General features: G+C 72.9%; 14 protein-coding genes and 1 pseudogene. 2 read left to right on the top strand and 13 right to left on the bottom strand.

The window, feature by feature from the left end:
• Nucleotides 1-69: 69 nt before the first annotated feature.
• The 13 genes and pseudogenes from ACP4IX_RS14805 to ACP4IX_RS14745 form a co-directional block, all read right to left on the bottom strand.
• Nucleotides 70-1,119: a pectate lyase family protein gene (locus tag ACP4IX_RS14805; protein ID WP_426555746.1), complete on the bottom strand. Its 1,050-nt coding sequence runs from the start codon at nt 1,117-1,119 to the stop codon at nt 70-72.
• 31 nt (nt 1,120-1,150) lie between these two features.
• Nucleotides 1,151-2,668, bottom strand: coding sequence for a family 43 glycosylhydrolase (locus tag ACP4IX_RS14800; RefSeq protein WP_426555745.1), 1,518 nt, complete (start codon nt 2,666-2,668; stop codon nt 1,151-1,153).
• Nucleotides 2,665-3,510: a PmoA family protein gene (locus ACP4IX_RS14795; RefSeq protein WP_426519270.1), complete on the bottom strand. Its 846-nt coding sequence runs from the start codon at nt 3,508-3,510 to the stop codon at nt 2,665-2,667. The genes ACP4IX_RS14800 and ACP4IX_RS14795 overlap by 4 nt, the downstream gene beginning before the upstream one ends.
• Entirely contained in the window at nt 3,507-4,667 is a 1,161-nt protein-coding gene (locus tag ACP4IX_RS14790; RefSeq protein WP_426555744.1) for a Gfo/Idh/MocA family protein, read from the bottom strand. The genes ACP4IX_RS14795 and ACP4IX_RS14790 overlap by 4 nt, the downstream gene beginning before the upstream one ends.
• Nucleotides 4,664-4,873, bottom strand: coding sequence for a hypothetical protein (locus tag ACP4IX_RS14785; protein ID WP_426555743.1), 210 nt, complete (start codon nt 4,871-4,873; stop codon nt 4,664-4,666). The genes ACP4IX_RS14790 and ACP4IX_RS14785 overlap by 4 nt, the downstream gene beginning before the upstream one ends.
• On the bottom strand, nt 4,870-5,769 hold the full coding sequence (locus ACP4IX_RS14780) for a carbohydrate ABC transporter permease (protein ID WP_426519264.1): 900 nt from the start codon (nt 5,767-5,769) through the stop codon (nt 4,870-4,872). The genes ACP4IX_RS14785 and ACP4IX_RS14780 overlap by 4 nt, the downstream gene beginning before the upstream one ends.
• Nucleotides 5,766-6,701, bottom strand: a complete 936-nt coding sequence (locus ACP4IX_RS14775) for a carbohydrate ABC transporter permease (protein ID WP_426519262.1) — start codon at nt 6,699-6,701, stop codon at nt 5,766-5,768. The genes ACP4IX_RS14780 and ACP4IX_RS14775 overlap by 4 nt, the downstream gene beginning before the upstream one ends.
• Before the next feature lie 106 nt (nt 6,702-6,807).
• Nucleotides 6,808-8,565, bottom strand: coding sequence for an L-arabinonate dehydratase (gene araD, locus ACP4IX_RS14770; RefSeq protein WP_426555742.1), 1,758 nt, complete (start codon nt 8,563-8,565; stop codon nt 6,808-6,810).
• Nucleotides 8,562-9,470, bottom strand: coding sequence for a dihydrodipicolinate synthase family protein (locus ACP4IX_RS14765; protein ID WP_426555741.1), 909 nt, complete (start codon nt 9,468-9,470; stop codon nt 8,562-8,564). Before ACP4IX_RS14765 ends, araD begins: the two co-directional genes overlap by 4 nt.
• Nucleotides 9,467-10,135, bottom strand: coding sequence for a GntR family transcriptional regulator (locus ACP4IX_RS14760; RefSeq protein WP_426555740.1), 669 nt, complete (start codon nt 10,133-10,135; stop codon nt 9,467-9,469). The genes ACP4IX_RS14765 and ACP4IX_RS14760 overlap by 4 nt, the downstream gene beginning before the upstream one ends.
• A gap of 171 nt (nt 10,136-10,306) precedes the next feature.
• Nucleotides 10,307-10,908: pseudogene (locus ACP4IX_RS14755) on the bottom strand (TIGR03086 family metal-binding protein).
• A 265-nt stretch (nt 10,909-11,173) separates the two neighbouring features.
• The gene (locus tag ACP4IX_RS14750) at nt 11,174-12,343 is read right to left on the bottom strand and encodes a hypothetical protein (protein WP_426555739.1); all 1,170 of its coding nucleotides are present in this window, start codon (nt 12,341-12,343) and stop codon (nt 11,174-11,176) included.
• Nucleotides 12,340-13,293, bottom strand: a complete 954-nt coding sequence (locus tag ACP4IX_RS14745) for a 5-dehydro-4-deoxyglucarate dehydratase (RefSeq protein ID WP_426555738.1) — start codon at nt 13,291-13,293, stop codon at nt 12,340-12,342. Before ACP4IX_RS14745 ends, ACP4IX_RS14750 begins: the two co-directional genes overlap by 4 nt.
• 270 nt (nt 13,294-13,563) lie before the next feature.
• On the opposite strand from ACP4IX_RS14745, the gene ACP4IX_RS14740 reads away from it, so the two are divergent.
• Together ACP4IX_RS14740 and ACP4IX_RS14735 are read left to right on the top strand one after the other, a co-directional pair.
• Complete coding sequence (locus ACP4IX_RS14740) at nt 13,564-14,373, top strand: NAD-dependent epimerase/dehydratase family protein (RefSeq protein ID WP_426555737.1); 810 nt, start codon at nt 13,564-13,566, stop codon at nt 14,371-14,373.
• Between the two features lie 272 nt (nt 14,374-14,645).
• Nucleotides 14,646-15,416: a DeoR/GlpR family DNA-binding transcription regulator gene (locus ACP4IX_RS14735; protein ID WP_426519246.1), complete on the top strand. Its 771-nt coding sequence runs from the start codon at nt 14,646-14,648 to the stop codon at nt 15,414-15,416.
• Nucleotides 15,417-15,498: the final 82 nt, after the last annotated feature.

Genomic DNA, 15,498 nt, shown 5'->3' with positions numbered 1-15,498 from the left:
GGGATCAGTGGGCGGCCCGGTGCGGTGCACGGGCCGGTGCGTGGGCCGGCGCCTGGGCCGGTGCGTGGTTCAGTGCGTGCCGAGGTGCTTCTGCGGCCCGGAGAAGCGCTTGACCAAGGCCGGGACGGCGGCCGCCGGATCGAGGCGGTAGTCGTAGAAGTCGCCCGGTTCGAAGGCGTCACCCCACGCGTCGTGCCGGCCGGTCGTGTCCTTCAGGATCGATCCGCGCTGCACCAGTTCCGCGGTGGCGTCCGCCCGGTAGGGGTGCTGGACACCGTCGTAGTAGCTGTTCTCGATGACCATCCGCGTCGCGCCGCGCGCCCAGTTCCCGTACGTCCACTGCGGGTCGCCGTCGTCGACCTGGGCGGAGAGGTAGTTGTTGTACAGGTGGGCGTAGGCGCAGTTGTCGGCCGACGGATTGCGCTGCTTGGTCCCGGTGAACCAGTTGTGGTCGATGGTGATCTGAGTGCGGACGTTGTCCGTCCAGCCGATGCCGAGCGCCTTGTTGTGGTTCTCGAACCGGTTGTGGGAGACGGTGATGTACTCGCTGTCCTTGCGGATGTCGAGCAGTCCGTCGCCCATGTGCGTGAGGCGGTTGTGGTCGATCCAGACGTGGTGGACGGAGTCCATCTGGATGGCGTCGAAGTCGGTGGTCTTGCCGTCCCAGTCGCCCTCGACGTAGCTGTCGCGGATCGTCAGGTTGCGGATGATGACGTTGTGCGTGCCGGGTTTCAGGTGCAGCTCGCCGTGGACGATCTCGCCGGTGTCACCGACGCCGGTGATCGTCTTGTCGGAGCCGACCACGATGTCCGAGCCGAAGGGTGCGACGGCGATGGTGCCCGCCACCCGGATGACGTACGGCTCCTTCGCCGCCGCGTACTTCGCCAGCGCGGCCTGGTCGGTGACGGTGACGACCTTGCCGCCCGCGCCGCCGGTGGTGCCGCCGGCGAGGGAGGCGAAGCCGTGCGCCCGGCCGGTGGGGCGCGGCGTCCCCGTCTCCCCGGCCGGGGCGGCCTGGACCTCCCCGACCGTTCCGAGGGCCAGGGCGGCGACCAGACCGAGGACGGAGGCCAGGATTCTGCCGGATCCCGGCAAGCGCTTGCGACGGAAGTGCGTCATTGCGGCTCCCAACAGGCGTACGGGTGAGGGGTTACTGGGGTCCGATCCGGAAGTGCGTGAAGGTGGCCGCGCCGGCGTGTCCCTGGCCGGCGGGGGCGAGCGCGAACAGGCCGAGCAGGGCACCGACCCAGCGCCAGGGGGTGGCGGCGAACTCCTGGCCGGTGGGGCGCGGGCCGCCGCCGAGGTCGTAGAAGAAGCGGCAGCGGGCCCCGGCACCGGCCTCGATCCGCAGCCGTACCCGTCCCCCGGGTGCGGGGCGGGGGTGGTCGGCGTCCCGCTCGGCCTCGGCCACCGACTCGGCGAACCGGTGCACCAGGTGCACGGTCCCGTCCGCGCCCCGCTGGAGTCCGATCCAGCGGTAGGCGTCGCCGAGCACCGCGAGACCGGCCCGCGCGCCCGGTTCCCCGGCGTCCAGGCGCAGCTCCACCTCGATGACCGCGGGGTCGCCGGGCAGCCGCTGGGTGAGCACGTTCGGCAGTCTGCGCAGGTCGTGCGCGTCGGCCGAGCGTACGCAGGCGAGCCGGAGCCCGTCCCCGGTGTGCTGGGTGGCCCAGCCGTCGCGGGGGTTGGCCGTCCACGACCACTGGCGGCCGAACCGCCCGCCGGGGAAGTCGTCGTCGGTCGCGGGCGCGGCGGGCGGCTGCGGCGGCAGGCCGGGGCGCGGGTGCTCGGCGACCGGGGCGCCGTCGTCGCCCAGCACCGGCCAGCGGTCCGCACCCCACCGCATCGGCTGGAGGTGGACCACCCGCCCGTACGCCCCGCGCTGCTGGAAGTGCAGGAACCAGTCCTCGCCGGTCGCCGTGCGCACCCAGCCGCCCTGGTGGGGGCCGTTGACGTCGGTGTCCTTCTGTTCGAGGACGACCCTCTCCTCGTACGGCCCGAAGAAGCCGCGGGAGCGGAAGGCTCCCTGCCAGCCGGTCTCCACTCCCCCGGCGGGTGCCAGGATCCAGAACCAGCCGTCGTGCCGGTAGAGCTTGGGCCCCTCCAGGGTGAACCAGCCGGGGAGGCGGTCGCCGTCGACGATCACCGTGCCCTCGTCGAGGAGTCCGGTGCCGTCGGGGTGCATGCGGTGGCCGGTGAGCCGGTTCTTGATCCCGGAGCGGGACCTGGCCCAGGCGTGCACGAGGTAGGCCTCGCCGGTCTCGTCGTCCCACAGGGGGCAGGCGTCGATCAGGCCCTTGCCGGCCTTCACCAGGTGGGGCGCGGTCCACGGGCCCCGGATGTCGGGGGCGTTGACCTGGAAGATCCCGTGGTCGGGGTCGCCCCAGAAGATCCAGAAGCGGCCCGCGTGGTGGCGCAGGGACGGGGCCCAGACGCCGCAGTCGTGGCGGGGCGCCGCGAACGCCTCCGCCGGTTCCAGGCGGGGCAGGGCGTGCCCGACCAGGGTCCAGTTGACCAGGTCGCGGGAGTGCAGGAGCGGCAGGCCGGGAACGCGGCCGAAGCTGGAGGCGGTCAGGTAGAAGTCGTCGCCGACGCGGACGACGTCCGGGTCGGACCAGTCGGCGTTCAGGACGGGGTTGGTGTACGTCTGCGCGGTCTCGGGGGTCACGGGCTCACCGCCTTTCGGACGAGGGTGGCGGCGCCGTCGGCGTCGAGGCGGCCGTCGGCGACGACGGTGACGATCCGGCGGACGACGGTGTCGCCCGGGTCGAGGGCCAGCCGTTCGTCGTGGGCCAGGGAGGAGCCCACCCCCGGGTACTCCTCGGTGCGGACGAACCAGGGGTCGCGCCGGGTCTCCTCCGTGGCCCCGGCGAACACCAGCGACCACGTGTCGCCGGTCAGGGCGAGCCAGTCGGCGCGGCTGCCGTGCACGTCCCGCTCGCCCTCGCGGCCGGCGGTGAAGACCCGGGGGGCCGCGCTCTCCTTGCGGGCGCGCCAGAAGAAGCCGCCGTAGGCCGCGCCGGGGCGCCCGTTGGTGGCGGGGCTGCCGATGGTGAGCGGGTCCGCGGTGACGTTGGTGAGGGAGAAGGTGAAGTCCAGCGCCCACGCCGCGGCGGTGAGTCCGGTGGCCGCGACGGTGCGGCGCTCGCGCAGCAGCTCGGTGCCGGCGGCGACCCAGCGCAGCTCCTCGACGAAACCGTCGGGGTCGCGGAGCTGGAAGGCGGTGTGCCGCTGGGCGCCGTGGTTGTCGAGCTCGGTCGGCCCCTGGTCGCGCACGTAGGTGCGCCCGCCCCAGAAGTTGTGCCCCTCGACGTCGGGAACGGCGACACCGACGCCGAGGTGATGGAGGTGGTCGGCGGGGCTGAACTCGGTCACGGCCGTGCCGGCCAGGGTGGTGACGGGGTGGAGGCAGGGGCGCGGCGAGAGCCGGGCGGGCAGCTCCGGCCGGGTGACGTACCGGCCGACGGGGCGGCCCGCCACGCGCAGCACCGGGGAGTCGTTGCCGGTCATCGTGTGCTCACCTCGTTCAGGGGGTGTTCCGTGCGCGGCGCCCAGGGCGCGCCCAGTTCGGAGTAGAGGGAGAGGGTGTCGGCGGCGGCGGCCACCAGGCCGTCGATGCCGGGGACCACGCGGCGGTTCTCGCCGGGGACGTGGCGCCAGGCGGCGTCGGGCAGCCGGTCCGGGTCGGGGGCCCGGCGGATCGCCTCGACGACCCGCATGAAGGCGCCCGTCCCGTCCGGCGGGACCAGCAGGCCGGCGCCGGTGGTGAGGTGGGCGACCAGGTTCTCCAGCAGGTCGGTGCGGCCGTACTGGTACTCCTCGGGGCCGTGGCCGCCGCGCTGGAGCAGGACGCGGTCCTGCTTGTACCAGAAGGTGACGCGTCCCCTGCTGCCGTGCAGCAGGACGTACGGCTCGTCCGCCCGCTCCGCGCACAGGGTCGCGGCGACGGTGACGCGAAGGCCGCGCGCGGTGGTGACGCGTACGCAGGAGGTGTCGTCGGCCTCGATGTCGTTGGCGTGGCTGAGCTCGGTCTCGATGCCGGTGACGTCCTCGGCGCGGCTGCTGCCGCCGAGCGCGAGGGCGGTGGCGACGGCGTGCGCGAGGGGGTTGGTCAGCGCGCCGTCGATCACGTCGGCGCCGTTCAGCCGCCGCCGGCCCGACCAGGGCGCCCGGCGGAAGTAGGCCTCGTCGCGCACCCAGGCGCCGGCCGCGCCGATGCCCACCACGTCACCGATCGCGCCCTCGGCGACCAGGTCGCGGATGGCCGGCACGGCGTGCGAGCCCAGCGACTGGAACCCGACCTGGCAGGCGACGCCGGCCTCGGCGACCCCGTCGGCCATCCGGCGGAACTCGGCGTACGACGGTGCCGGAGGCTTCTCCAGCAGCAGGTGCACACCCCGGCGGGCGGCGGTCAGCGCGAGGTCGGTGTGGGTGGGGATCGGCGTGCAGATCACGGCGATCCGGGCGCCGGTGGAGTCGAGCAGGGCGCCGAAGTCGGCGGACTGCTCGGGGAGCTCCCCGCCGGCCTCCTGCTCGGTCAGGGGCGTCAGCTCGCAGATGCCGGCCAGCCGGACCAGCCCCGCCCGCTCCAGGCGGCGGATGTTGGCGACGTGCCAGCGGCCGTGGCCGCGGGCGCCCGCCAGGACGACGGGCAGCGGTGTCGTCATCGCGGCCTCCCCGTGCTCGTGCCCCTCGCCACCGCCCGGTCGGCGGCGGCGTCCTCGGCCGGGGCGAGGGTGCCGCGGACGATGCCGTGGGCGGCCCGGCCGGTGCCGCGGACGTCCTGCCCGGTGTCACCCGGGTCGTCGGCCCGCGCCGGCACGCGGAGCAGGCCCAGCCGGGTGGCGGCCACCGCCGCCTGACGCGGTCTCATCCCTTGACCGCCCCCGCGCTGAAGCCGGTGATCAGCCACTTCTGGATGAAGGCGAACACGAGCACCACGGGTACGGCCGCGATGATGCCGCCGGCGGCGAGCGCGCCGAGGTCGACGCTGTCCGCGCTCATCAGGGTGTTGAGGCCGACCGGGATGGTCTGCTTGTCCTGGTTGTTGAGGAACATCAGGGCGAACAGGAAGTGGTTCCAGGAGTGCACGAAGGCGAAGGAGCCGACGGCGATCAGGCCCGGCCGCAGCAGCGGCAGGACGACGACCAGGAAGGCCCGCATCCGTCCGCAGCCGTCGACCCAGGCGGCCTCCTCCAGGGAGTACGGCACGTTCTTGATGAAGTTGCTGATCAGGATGATCGACAGCGGCAGCTGGAAGACCGTCTCGGCGATGATGACGCTGCCGAGCGAGTTGATCATCTGCAGTTCGGCGAAGATCTCGAAGAGCGGGACCAGCAGCAGTGCGCCGGGCACGAACTGGGAGCAGAGCAGGGCGAGCATGAAGGCCCGCTTGATCTTGAAGTCGAACCGGGCGAGGGCGTAGCCGCCGGCCAGGGCGACGAGTGTCGTCATCACCAGGGTGGCGAGCCCGACGTACACGCTGTTCTCGAAGAAGGTGCCGAAGCTGCGGTCGGTCCACACCTTCTCGAAGTGGTCGAAGGTCATCGGCCAGGGCACGAGCGAGGTCGAGCCGGCCGGGCGCAGCGCGAAGAGCAGGATCCAGTAGAAGGGGATCAGGGTGAAGACGAGGTAGATGCCGAGCGGCAGGTAGATCTGCCAGCGGGGGACCTCGTCCCAGGCGGGGCGGCGCTTCTTCGCCGGCCGCGGTGGTTCGTGGTCGGCCCGCGCGGGCACGGGGGCGGGCGCGGTGGCCTCCTTGGTGATCACTTGTTCTCGCCTCCGAACTTGCTCAGCCGCAGGTAGACGATCGAGCAGAAGAGCAGGATCACGAACGCGACCGTGGTGAGGGCCGACGCGTAACCGAAGTCGTGGGCGTCGACGCTGGTGTTGGCGATGTACAGCGGCAGTGTGGTGGTCACTCCCGCGGGTCCGCCGCCGGTCAGGGTGTAGAGCAGGTCGACGTTGTTGAACTCCCACACGGCGCGCAGCAGTGTGGACAGGATGATGGCGTCCTTCAGGTGCGGCAGCGTGATGTGCCAGAACTGCTTGAACCGGCTCGCCCCGTCGACCTCGGCGGCCTCGTACAGGTCCTTCGAGACGGACTGGAGGTCGGCGAGGATGAGGATGGCGAAGAAGGGGACGCCGCGCCACAGGTCGGCGACGACGGCCGCGGAGAACACGGTCGAGGTGTCCGACAGCCAGCTGGTGCCGTAGTCGCCGATGCCCATGTCGGCGAGGTAACGGGTGATGCCGGTCTGGGAGTTGTAGAGCAGTACCCAGATCGCGGAGGTCAGCACGCCGGAGACGGCCCACGGGGAGAAGACCAGGGCGCGCCCGATGCCCCGGCCCACGAAGGTCTGGTTGACGATGAGCGCCAGTGCCAGGCCGAAGAGCAGCTGCAGGCCGACCTCGACGAAGACCCACTTGGCGCTGAAGACGAGGGTGTCCCAGAAGATCGGGTCGTCGGTGAAGATCTTGACGAAGTTGTCGAAGCCCGCGTAGCCGTTCCGCCACGGTTTGGTGGGGTTGTACTCCTGCAGGCTGTAGTAGAAGACGCTGATGACCGGGTAGGCGATGAAGCCCAGCATCAGCAGGGCTGCCGGTCCGATCAGCAGGTACGGGAGCCTGCGCGGCGTGGCGGAGGCACGGCGCCGCCGGGGTGGCGCGGGCGGTTTCGCCACGGCTGCGGCTTGGGCCATGACAGTTCTCCGTTCTGGTGCGTCTTGCGTGGGTGGTGCGCGGTTCGTTCAGGAAGCGCTTTCTCCGGGTGCAGGGGTGTGCGCGGTCCTGCGGTCGGTGTGCGGTTCAGCCGGCGTACGGGTCCTGCACCTTGCCCGGGCGGGCCAGGAACTCGAAGTCGCAGCCGGTGTCGGCCTGGGTGATCTGTTCGTTGTAGAGGGCGCCGTAGCCGCGTTCGTAGCGGGCGGGCGGCGGCGTCCACGCGGCCCTGCGGCGTTCCAGCTCCTCGTCGTCCACGCCCAGCCGGAGGGAGCGCGCCTCGACGTCGAGGGTGATCGGGTCGCCGGTACGCACCAGGGCCAGGGGCCCGCCGACGTACGACTCGGGGGCCACGTGCAGCACGCACGCGCCGTAACTCGTGCCGCTCATCCGGGCGTCGGAGATCCGGACCATGTCCCGCACCCCCTGCTTGAGCAGGTGGTCGGGGATGGGCAGCATGCCGTACTCGGGCATGCCCGGGCCGCCCTTGGGGCCGGCGTTGCGCAGGACCAGCACGCTGTCGGCGGTGATGTTCAGGGCCGGGTCGTTGATGGTGCGCTGCATGGTCCGGTAGTCGTCGAAGACGACCGCGGGGCCGGTGTGCTTGAGCAGGTGCGGTTCGGCGGAGATGTGCTTGATGACGGCGCCGTCGGGGCAGAGGTTGCCGCGCAGGACGGCGACCCCGCCCTCGTCCGCGACGGGGTTGTCCCGGAGGCGGATGACGTCGTCGTTGTGGACGCGGGCGCCGTCCAGCTGCTCCCGCATCGTGTCGTGCGACACCGTGGGCCGGTCCAGGTGGAGCAGGTCCGGGATGCGGGAGAGGAAGCCGGGCAGGCCCCCGGCGAAGTGGAAGTCCTCCATCAGGTACGTCTGTCCGCCGGGCCGGACGTTGGCCAGCACCGGGACCGTGCGGGCGACGCGGTCGAAGTCGTCGAGGGTGAGGGTGACGCCCGCGCGGCCGGCCATGGCGATCAGGTGGATCACGGCGTTGGTGGAGCCGCCGAGACCGAGGACCGTGGTGACGGCGTCCTCGAAGGCGTCCGCGGTGAGGATGTCGCTCAGCTTCCGGTCCTTGTGGACCAGTTCGACGATGCGCAGGCCGGCGGCCGCGGCCATCCGGTCGTGCCCGGAGTCGACGGCCGGGATGCTGGAGGCGCCCGGGACCGTGACGCCGAGGGCCTCGGCGGCGGCGGTCAGCGTGGACGCCGTACCCATCGTCATGCAGTGGCCGGGCGAGCGCGCCAGGCCGCTCTCCAGCTCCTGCATCTCGCAGTCGCCGATGAGGCCGGCCCGCTTGTCGTCCCAGTACTTCCACATGTCGGTGCCGGAGCCGAGGGTCTCGCCGCGCCAGTGACCGGGGAGCATCGGCCCGGCGGGCACGAACACGGCGGGCAGGTCGACGCTGGCGGCGCCCATGAGCAGGGCGGGGGTGGACTTGTCGCAGCCGCCCATCAGCACGGCTCCGTCGACCGGGTAGGAGCGCAGCAGCTCCTCGGTCTCCATGGCGAGCAGGTTGCGGTAGAGCATCGGGGTCGGCTTCTGGAAGGTCTCGCTGAGCGTGGAGACCGGGAACTCGAGGGGGAAGCCGCCCGCCTGCCAGACGCCCCGCTTGACCGCCTGGGCGCGGTCGCGCAGGTGGACGTGGCAGGGGTTGATGTCGGACCAGGTGTTGAGGATCGCGATGACGGGCTTGCCGAGGTGCTCCTCGGGCAGGTAGCCGAGCTGGCGGGTGCGGGCCCGGTGGCTGAAGGAGCGCAGGCCGTCGGTGCCGTACCACTGGTGGCTGCGGAGGTCTTCGGGGCGCTTGCGGCCGGCCGTGCCCGTCGCGCCTGTCGCGCCCGTCATATCGACCACCCCGCGGCGATGGCGGCGACCTCGGCGCGCTCGCTCTCGGGCAGCGGCTTGCTCGGCGGGCGGACCTCCCTGCGGCACAGGCCCAGCGAGGCGAGCGCCTCCTTGACCACGGTGACGTTGTTGGCGGAGCCGTTGGCGGCGCGCAGTTCCTCGAAGCGGCGGATCTGCTCCCAGACCTTCATGGCGGCCGTGTAGTCGCCGGCCCGGAGCGCTTCGATCATGTTCAGCGAGACGGCCGGGGCTACGTTCACCAGCCCCGAGGTGAATCCGGTGGCGCCCGCGGAGAAGTACGAGGGCGCGTACGGCTCGGCCAGCCCCGCGACCCACACGAAGCGGTCGAGGCCGGCGTCGCGGGCGAAGGCGGCGAACTTGGCCGCGTCCGGGACGGCGTACTTCACGCCGATGACGTTGGGGCAGGCGTCGGCGAGTTCGGCGAGGCGGGCGCCGGTGAGCTGGGGGTTGCGGATGTAGGGCACGACGCCCAGCGCGGGCACGGCCTCGGCGATGGCGCGGTGGTAGTCGACCCAGCCGCCCTGGGAGACGTAGGGGTGGACGGGCTGGTGCACCATCACCATGGAGGCGCCCAGGTCGCGGGCGTGCTCCGCGGAGGCGACCGCGGTCGGCACGTCGTGGCCGACGCCGACCAGGACGGCCGCGCCGTCACCGGCCTCCTCGACGGTCAGCTCCGTGACGAGGCTGCGCTCGGCCGGGGTGAGTGCGTAGAACTCGCCGGTGTTGCCGTTGGGGGTGAGGGTCGTGATGCCACCGTCGAGGAGACGACGCAGCAGGGCCCGGTAGGTGGCGGGGTCGACGGAGCCGTCCTCGGCGAACGGGGTCACCGGGATCGCCACCACGTCGGCCAGGGCCGCCCGCTGGGACTCGAACGTCGCTGTCATGCCTGACCGTCCTCTTCCTGGGCCCGTGCTCCCGTTTCGGGGAAGGCCCGCTCGACGAACGACGCGATGTGCGCGTGCAGGGCGCGTGCCGCGCCGTCCGCGTCACCGGCGAGGGCGAGGCGCAGGATCTCCTGGTGCTCGCCGGCCTCCCGTTCCCAGGAGGGGTCGGCGGCCCAGGCGACGGCGGAGACGAGGGCCGCCTGGTCGCGGACCTCGTCGAGCATCCGGCCGAGCAGCGGGTTTCCGCAGGGCACGTACAGGGCGCGGTGGAACTCCCGGTTGGCCAGGGACCGTTCGGCCGTGTCCGTGGCATGGTCGGCCCGGGTCAGCGCATCGCTGGCGGCGTCCAGGGAGGCCCCCCGGCGCACCGCGCGCTTGAGCGCCTCGGGCTCCAGGAGCAGCCGCACGTCGTAGACCTCGCGCGCCATGTCCGCGTCCACCATGCGCACCGTGACGCCCTTGTACTGGCTCATCACGACCAGTCCGGTACCGGCCAGCGTCTTGAGCGCCTCGCGCACCGGTGTCTTGGACACCCCGAACTGTGCGGCGAGGTCGGTCTCGACCAGAGCCTGGCCGGGGGTGAGCCGGCCGGTGAGGATGCGGCGTTTGATCTCCTCGAGCACGTACTGCGTGCGGGAGGGGATCGGCGTGGGCACAGAGGTCATGCGCGCCTCTCGGAATCTCGCGTCGGATGCGCGGACCTCGGATATCCGATCTGGGATATCCGATCTCGCGTATCGCGTCTCATATATGACGTACGGAGTACGACGCGTTGAAGGTAAGAGGGACGCGAAGCCACGTCAATGGTTCTGACAAAGGAAGTTCGGGCGGCGCCGTCACTCCTGGGCGGGGCGCGTCCAGCGCGGATCGCGCCCGCTCAGTCCCACCGCCCGGTCCAGCAGCGGGGCGTCGGCGGCGACGGGGACGACGGGCCCGAACATGCCGCCGTCCCGGTCGGGCTCCTCGGCCGCGGTGGAAGGCCGTACGCGGTCCGGAGGGCGGCCGGGTCGGGGCGGTACTCCTGGCCGGTCGCGCGGGCCAGGTCCCAGCCGTGGATCACCAGCTCGTCGGCGACCACGGCGCCGGCGACGGCACCGGGCAGATCGACGCCGCCGGCCCGGGTCATGCCGGTCCAGGCGTCCGGGACGCGCCATGCCTCGGCGAGTTCACCGAGCACCGTCACGAGTTCCTCGCGCCAGCCGGCGCCGATGTCCGGGACGGCCGCCCCGGGGCCGGTGTCGGTGGTGACGCCCAGGTCCTTGCGCGCGGCGTCGCGGAAGGCGACGGCCAGGCCGGTCAGATGACCGAGCAGGTTGCGGACCGCCAGGTCGGGGCACGGGGTCGGGTCCGCGAGCCGCGCGTCACCGACACCCTCGGCGAGGCGTGCCAGGATCCGCGTCTGCGGTCCGAGGTCGGGGAGGGGGGTGTCGTGGCTCATGTGCTTCTCCTCAGGACGCGTGGCCGGCTCTCCGTGGAGGCAGACCGGTCGCGGCCGCGAAACTCATCGGCCGCCGTCCCGCTCGTAAGGCATCGGCCCGATGCCCGCCCCGGCACCTCAGGCCCCCGACGACCAGGCACGATGGCACGGACGGCGCGTACGAGGAACGACGACGCGCGGGCCCTGGCCCGTGACCCGCGTCCTGCGCGAACGCAACGCGGGCCTGTATCTCGCCGGGGTGGCCCGATCCGCCCGGGCCCCCTGCTCACACCTTCGCGAGCCCCGCCCGCACCGCCTCCAGATCCCCGTCCGACGCCAGCCCGGCGTGGTACAGCCGCAGTTCCGTCGCGCCCAGCTCACGCGCCCGTGCCGCGTCCGCGGCGAGCGTGTCCGGCCGGCCCCCCATGCCGGAGACCACGGTGAGGTTGGCGGCGAGGACGGCCCCGGCACGGCCCTGCTCGGCGAACGGCGTCAGCAGGCCCGCGCCGCCCGTGCAGGGCACGACCACGCCGTCCGCGACGGACAGGACGTGCGCGGGGTCGACGCCCGCGTTGGCACCGCAGTGGTACGACACCGGGTCGGCGTGCAGCAGGACCTGGAAGCCGTCGGGCGCGGCGTCGCGCACGGCCGTGACGGCCGCCTCCTGGAGGGTGCGGGCGGTGTCGTCCCGCCACGCGCGCGTGGCGTGCGCCGGCGCCTCACCGAGCAGTTTCTCCACGCCCGCCCAGCCGCCGTCCGACGGCGCCGTGCTCCGCCACACCGGCTCGAGGGCGGCGCGCACGGCGGCGGCCAGTTCGTCGGGGTCGAGGCCCTGTCCGCCGTAGCCCGCCCGGCAGTGGGGGCAGAAGCAGAGCGACATCAGGTACTGCCCGGCGTCCCCGAGGCCGACCCCGCCGGTCTTGTCGTGGGCGTGCAGGTGGGCGAGCCCGTACCAGCCGAGGGACTCCAGTTCGGTGCCGTGCGCCCCGGGCCGTACCGCGGCCTCGGCGGCGAGGTCGGTGAGGTACGCGCGCGTGGCGGGCTGCGCGATGCAGGGCGCCCAGGGGTAGCGGTCGCCGTAGGCGTTGACGACGGAGGTGTGCGGCTGCTCGGCGCCGAGGCGGGAGTTGTGGGCGAGGACGACCCAGGTGTGCACCTCCAGTCCGGCGTCCGCGAGCGCGGCGGCGGCCTCGCCCCAGGCGTCGCCGGGCGCCCAGTCCCCGGCCTCGTAGGGGCGCGGCTCGCGGCCCTCCCAGCGGGCGGCGTCCGGCGGGTAGAGGACGGCGGCGTGCTCGGCGGTGACGACGCGGTGGCGCGGGTGGCGGGGGGTGAGGGCGCGGGTGGAGTGGTAGGCGGCGGCGAGCGTCACCTGCTCGACGCCGAGCCCCGCGACGCGCGCGGGTGCTTCCGGGTCGCCGTTGACGTCCCAGGGGTAGACGAACGCGGACGCCTTCACTTGCCGCCCTCCTCGCCGAGCACCGCGTAACCCCGCTCGATCACCTGGGCGAGCCGCTTCACGTGGTCCTCGGTCGGCTCCTGCAACGGCGGCCGCACCTCCCCCACGTCCAGGCCGCGCAGCCGTACGCCCGCCTTGACCAGGGCGACGGCGTACCCGCGGCCCTGGGCGCGCAGTTCGACGAACGGCCGGTAGAAGCCGTCGAGCAGGCGGTGCACCACGGCCTCGTCGTCCGAGCGGAGCGCCCGGTGGAAGGCGAGGGCGATCTCGGGGGCGAAGCAGAACGCGGCGGACGAGTAGAGGGTGACGCCGAGCGCGCGGTAGGCGAGCTGGGTCTGCTCGGCGGTCGGCAGCCCGTTGAAGTAGAGGAAGTCGTCGTCTCCGGGCACCTCGGTGCGCACGGCGCTGATGATCCGCTGCATGAGGTCGAGGTCGCCGAGCCCGTCCTTGAGGCCGACGATCCCGTCCGTGCGGGCCAGTTCGGCCACGCTGTCCGGGGTGAACACGGCGTTGTCGCGCTGGTAGACGATCACCGGCAGGGCGGTCGCGGCGGCCACCTCCCGGTAGTGCCGCAGCAGCCCCTCCTGCCCGGCGAGCACCAGGTACGGCGGCATGGCGAGCAGCCCGTCGGCCCCGGCCTCCTCGGCGAGGCGGGCGTAGCGCACGGCGAGGGCGGTGCCGTAGCCGGCGCCCGCCAGGACGGGCACCCGCCCGCCGGTCTCCTCGACGGCCGCACGCACGCAGTCCTGGAACTCCTCGGGCGTGAGCGCGTGGAACTCGCCGGTGCCGCAGCAGGCGAACACGGCGACGGCCCCGGTCTCGACGCCGCGCCGCACATGTGTGCGGTAGACGTCGAGGTCGACCTCGCCGCCGGGGCCGTACGGCGTGACGGGGAAGAACAGCGGTCCGCTGGGGGCGGCGAGCCGGGCGGCGAGAGGGGCTGAGGTCACGGGCGCTCCCCATTCCTTGTGCGTGGTCGAGGTGGTCGACATGCAGGGTCGACATCATATTCGTGATCTGCGTCTATATTTCTGAACGCGACCACGCTAAGCCGCCCCGCGAACACCGTCAAGCAGGCCGCCTCTTGACGCGTGACCACCGGTTCTTTAGCGTGTCCACGCATATGAACGGCAGGCGCCCTTACGCACGGCCACGACCTCGCGGACCTGCAGACGTTCAGCAGACCCAGCAGCCCCACAGGAGACCTAGGAGTCCCGAGGATGCCCGCTCCCCGCACCGTCCTGCTCACCGGCGCCGCCGGCGGCCTCGGCACCCTGATGCGGGACCTGCTCCCCGACTTCGGCTACGAGCTGCGCCTGCTCGACCTGCGCCCGGTCGAGGGCGAGCCGGACGCGATCGTCGCCGACCTCGCCGACCGGGCGGCCGTGCGGGAGGCGGTCCGGGGCGTCGACGCGATCATCCACCTCGCGGGCATCTCCCTGGAAGCCCCGTTCGAGAAGATCCTGAAGGCCAACATCGAGGGGACCTACCACCTCTACGAGGCCGCCCGCGAGGAAGGCGTCGGACGCATCGTCTTCGCCTCCTCCAACCACGCCGTCGGCTACACCCCGCGCCCCCAGGGCGACGACCCCCTCATCACGGTCGACACGCCGCGCCGCCCGGACACCTTCTACGGCCTGTCCAAGTGCTTCGGCGAGGACCTCGCCCAGCTCTACTGGGACAAGCACGGCCTGGAGACCGTCTCGGTCCGCATCGGCTCCTGCTTCCCCGAGCCGACCAGCGTGCGCATGCTCTCGGTGTGGATGAGCCCCGCCGACGGCGCCCGCCTCCTCCACGCCGCCCTGACCGCCGAGAACGTCGGGCACACCGTCGTCCACGGATCCTCCGCCAACACCCGCCTGTGGTGGGACCTCACCTCCGCGCGGGCGCTCGGTTACGCACCGCAGGACGACTCCGAGCCGTACGCCGCCAAGCTCATCGCCGAACAGGGCGACCTCGACCCGGACAACCCCGCGCACGCCCGCCTCGGCGGCCACTTCGTGACCGACCCCCCGATCTGGCCGTACTGACCGGAACCGGTCGGCCACCGGGCGGGCGGGCACCGAACGGGCCCGCCCGCTCCCGTATCCGGGCATCCGCACTGCCCGTTCCCACCCTCCGTACGGCCGCCTCCCAGGTCCGCGACGGGCACCCGGCGACCGGAACGGGCACAACCGGGCAGTATCGGGTCCGCAACAGGCCTGGTCAGTGCCGCACTGCCGCTGTAGAACTTCCCCCAAGGGCCGCACCGGCCCGAACGGGCAAGGACGCGGCACACGAGGCGGTGAGGCAGGTGTTCGGCATGGGCACGAGGACGGCGGAGGAGCGCCAGCGCGAGATCGTGCGGATCGCCCGCGCCACCGGCTCGGTCGACGTCACCGCGCTCGCCGCCGATCTGGGCGTCGCCAAGGAGACCGTACGCCGGGACCTGCGCGCACTGGAGGACCACGGCCTGGTCCGCCGCACCCACGGCGGCGCCTACCCCGTGGAGAGTGCCGGCTTCGAGACCACCCTCGAGTTCCGCGCCACCAGCCACGTGCCCGAGAAGCGCCGGGTCGCCGCCGCGGCGGCCGAACTGCTCGGCGACGCGGAGACCGTCTTCGTCGACGAGGGCTTCACCCCCCGGCTCATCGCCGAGGCCCTCCCCCGGGACCGGCCGCTGACCGTGGTCACCGCGTCCCTGCCGGTCGCCGGCGCGCTCGCCGAGGCCGGCGACACCTCCGTCCTGCTGCTCGGCGGCCGGGTCCGCCCGGGCACCCTGGCCACCGTCGACCACTGGACGACGAAGATGCTGGCCGGCTTCGTCATCGACCTGGCGTACATCGGCGCCAACGGCATCTCCCGCGAACACGGCCTCACCACCCCCGACCCGGCGGTCAGCGAGGTCAAGACCCAGGCCGTCCGCGCCGCCCGCCGCACCGTCTTCGCGGGCACGCACACCAAGTTCGGGGCGGTCAGCTTCTGCCGGTTCGCGGAGGTCGGCGCCCTGGAGGCGATCGTCACCAGCACGCTGCTGCCGACGGCCGAGGCCCACCGCTACTCCCTGCTCGGGCCGCAGGTCATCCGCGCCTGAGAACCAGCACACGCTCCGGCAACCGCTCACACCCCTGCTCGTACACGTGCTCGCACAGAGCGCACACAAGGCACCTCCACAC

The organism is Streptomyces sp. WG5 (genome assembly GCF_049974565.1).
Lineage (GTDB): Bacteria > Actinomycetota > Actinomycetes > Streptomycetales > Streptomycetaceae > Streptomyces.
The sequence above is the reverse complement of the archived record's forward strand: the minus strand, read 5'-3'. Positions and strand labels throughout refer to the sequence as shown.